This is a genomic window from Polaromonas sp. P1_G4, assembly GCF_056405475.1.
This window is the reverse complement of record NZ_JBFUCA010000488.1, coordinates 1-3,190: the sequence shown is the minus strand read 5'-3', so window position 1 is coordinate 3,190 and position 3,190 is coordinate 1. Positions and strand designations below refer to the sequence as shown.

At 59.1% G+C, this 3,190-nt stretch carries 3 protein-coding genes and 1 pseudogene; 3 read left to right on the top strand and 1 reads right to left on the bottom strand.

Features of this window, described 5'->3' with window-relative positions; genetic code table 11:
- Positions 1-1,993: penicillin-binding protein 1A (locus AC1D1X_RS19270; RefSeq protein ID WP_477698917.1), on the top strand; the 1,993-nt coding region annotated here is incomplete at its 5' end.
- Between the two features lie 81 nt (positions 1,994-2,074).
- On the opposite strand, the gene cyaY is transcribed toward AC1D1X_RS19270, so the two are convergent.
- Positions 2,075-2,425 carry an iron donor protein CyaY gene (gene cyaY / locus AC1D1X_RS19265; RefSeq protein WP_477669888.1) on the bottom strand — a complete coding sequence of 117 codons (351 nt, stop codon included), beginning with the start codon at positions 2,423-2,425 and terminating at the stop codon, positions 2,075-2,077.
- Between the two features lie 12 nt (positions 2,426-2,437).
- On the opposite strand from cyaY, the gene lptM reads away from it, so the two are divergent.
- Positions 2,438-2,644, top strand: a complete 207-nt coding sequence (gene lptM / locus AC1D1X_RS19260; RefSeq protein WP_477669889.1) for an LPS translocon maturation chaperone LptM — start codon at positions 2,438-2,440, stop codon at positions 2,642-2,644.
- Between the two features lie 162 nt (positions 2,645-2,806).
- Positions 2,807-3,190, top strand: a pseudogene (locus AC1D1X_RS19255) (diaminopimelate decarboxylase); the annotation flags it as partial.

The following is a 3,190-nucleotide window of genomic DNA, read 5'->3' as shown; positions in this document are numbered from 1 at the left end:
CAAGAGCCAGGGCGCCTCCACCATCACCATGCAGGTGGCCCGCAATGTCTATCTGTCAGCCGAGAAAAGCTATACCCGCAAGATCTATGAAATCCTGCTGACCTTCAAGCTGGAGCACCTGCTGACCAAGGACCAGATCCTTGAGATCTATATGAACCAGATTTTTCTGGGAAACCGGGCTTATGGCTTTGCCGCGGCCTCAGAGGCCTATTTCGGCAAGCCCCTGAAGAACATCTCCATCTCCGAGGCGGCCATGCTGGCGGGCCTGCCCAAGGCACCTTCGGCCTACAACCCCATCATCAATCCCAAGCGAGCCCGGGCCCGGCAGCTCTACATCATAGAGCGCATGGAAGAAAACGGCTTCATTACCGCCGAACAGGCCAAGGCCGCAAAAGAAGAAGAACTCAAGGTCAGGACCGGGCCCGATGCAGGCCGGGTACACGCGGAATACGTCGCTGAAACCGTGCGCCAGCTGGTTTACAACCAATACGGGGACGAAACCTACACCCGCGGGCTGAATGTCTATACCACCCTGCGTGCCACCGACCAGACCGTCGCCTACAAAGCCTTGCGCAAGGGCATCATGGATTATGAGCGCCGGCAAATTTACCGGGRCCCCGAGAAGTTCATCGATCTGCCGGCCAATGCACAGGAAACGGAAGATGCGATTGACGACGCACTGACCGACAACCCCGACAACGGAGATGTGATGTCGGCCATCGTGCTGGAAGCCAATCCCAAACGAATTCTGGCCATGCGCCAGAACAGCGAAACGGTTGAAATTACCGGCGACGGCCTGAAACCCGCCCAATCCGGGCTGACTGACAAGGCCGGGCCCAACATCAAGATTCGCCGCGGCGCCTTAATCCGCGTGGCGAAAACACCGAAAAACACCTGGGAAATTACCCAGCTGCCTGAGGTGGAAGGCGCTTTTGTGGCCCTTGATCCGCGCGACGGTTCCATCCGGGCACTGGTGGGCGGGTTCGATTTCGAAAAAAACAAGTTCAACCATGTGACCCAGGCATGGCGCCAGCCGGGTTCCAGCTTCAAGCCCTTTATTTACTCCGCCGCCCTCGAGAAGGGCTTTACCCCAGCGACCGTGGTGAATGACGCCCCGCTGTTTTTCGACGCGGGCGTCACTGGCGGCCAGCCTTGGGAGCCAAAAAACTACGACGGCACTTTCGACGGTCCCATGAGTCTGCGGACCGGCCTGAAGAAATCCAAGAACATGATTTCCATCCGCATACTGCAGGCTATCGGCGCCCCGTATGCGCAGGACTGGATCACCCACTTTGGCTTTGAGGCCGAAAAACATCCCGCCTACCTGACGATGGCGCTGGGCGCCGGATCGGTCACCCCGATACAAATGGCCACCGCTTATTCGGTATTTGCCAACGGCGGTTACCGCGTCAATCCCTACCTGGTCACCAAAATCACCGACCAGCGCGGCAAAGTCCTGCTGGAAAGCAAGCCCCCCGTGCTGGACGAATCAGCCCGGGCCATCGATGCGCGCAATGCGTTCATCATGGACAGCCTGCTGCAGGAAGTCGCACGCTCAGGTACGGCGGCCAAAGCGCAAGCCACGCTCAAACGCCCCGACCTTTTCGGCAAGACCGGTACCACCAATGACTCGATCGACACCTGGTTCGTGGGGTTCCAGCCTACGCTGACAGCGGCGGTCTGGATGGGTTACGACACGCCGAAAAAACTCGGCGACCGTGAAACCGGTGGCGGCCTGAGCCTGCCCATCTGGATCAACTTCATGGAATACGCACTCAAGGGCGTGCCGGTCACCGAATACCCACCGCCCGAAGGTGTCGTCAACGTTGGCGGGGAGTGGTATTACAGCGAATATGCCAAAGGTTCCGGAGTCAGCACAGTCGGTATACAACAGGACCCGGCAGCCGCCGGCACCCCGGCTACGCCAGGGGCGATCCAGGTGCTGCCGCCTTCAGACGAGAAAAAGCGCATCCTGGATCTGTTCAAAAACTGACATGAAGCGCATCAAAAAAGGGCTCCACAGAGCCCTTTTTTGTTTTGGTGCCACTCAAGGCACGCCTGCAAGCTTCGGCAGCTACGCCTTATTGACTTCAGCCGGCGCCGCGAACACCAGTGCCTGGCCGGCCTGCTCACTGGCATAGCGAGACAAATTGGCAAAAAACTCGCTCGAGTCCTTGGTGTCAGCCCATTGACCGCCACTGTATTTGTAGTGGAATCCGCCGGCCTTGGCCGCCATCCATATTTCCTGCAAGGGTTTCTGGAGGTTGATGATGATCTGGCTGCGGTTGGAGAAAGTCAGCGTGACCATGCCGCCGGTGCGCTGGTTATCAATGTCCGCGTCGGTCTCATCATTGATACGGTCACAGGCGGTTTCAACGGCCCTGAGTGCACTCTCGGCCAGATCCTGGTATTCAAGGTCCGTCATTACAATCCCATCATGGTTTCTTCAGCTCAAATTTTAGGCCGCATCCGCCCTTCGGCCTCCCGCTATGGCCTTGCTGCAATTGTGGTCGGCGCGGCCTTGCTGGGCGGTTGCGGACAAAAAGGCGCACTTTACCTGCCAGTTCCCCCGAAGGTGCCGGCCACKGCCACCACAGCACCGCCGGCTGCCGCGCCTGCGACGCCGGCGTCAGCCGCTCGCTGACCAGCAACCTGGCCGATTCATTGAAGATTCAGGCCATCCGGTGGCTGGGCCTTCAATCTAAAGGCTCCCGACCGTTCATGCCGTCAATCGATCATGGCGCGCAAGCCCTGCGCTCCTTAAGATAGTTGCCAATAACTCCAACCGCTTCAAAGCCCATTCTTCATGACCCGCCAACCTCTCCCCGGCCATCCCCATTTCGCTTACCGCGATACCGAGCTGTTTGTTGAAAATGTCCGGCTTGGCGATCTGGCCGCGGCACACGGCACGCCGCTGTTTGTGTATTCCAAGGCGGCCATGCTTTCGGCGCTGGCGGCTTACCAGCGTGGCTTTGCAGGGCGCAACGCGCAAATTTGCTATGCCATGAAAGCCAATTCGTCCCTCGGCATCCTGCAGGCGTTTGCCCATGCGGGTTGCGGCTTCGACATCGTTTCGGGCGGCGAACTCACCCGCGTACTGGCCGCTGGTGGCGAGGCCCGGAAGATCATTTTTTCAGGCGTAGGCAAAACCTGCAGCGAAATGCGCCAGGCCCTGAGCGCCGGCATCGGC

Bases quoted from the DNA above. Each gene is read 5' to 3' on its own strand.
- cyaY (WP_477669888.1), bottom strand. From the start codon at position 2,425: ATGACGGACCTTGAATACCAGGATCTGGCCGAGAGTGCACTCAGGGCC.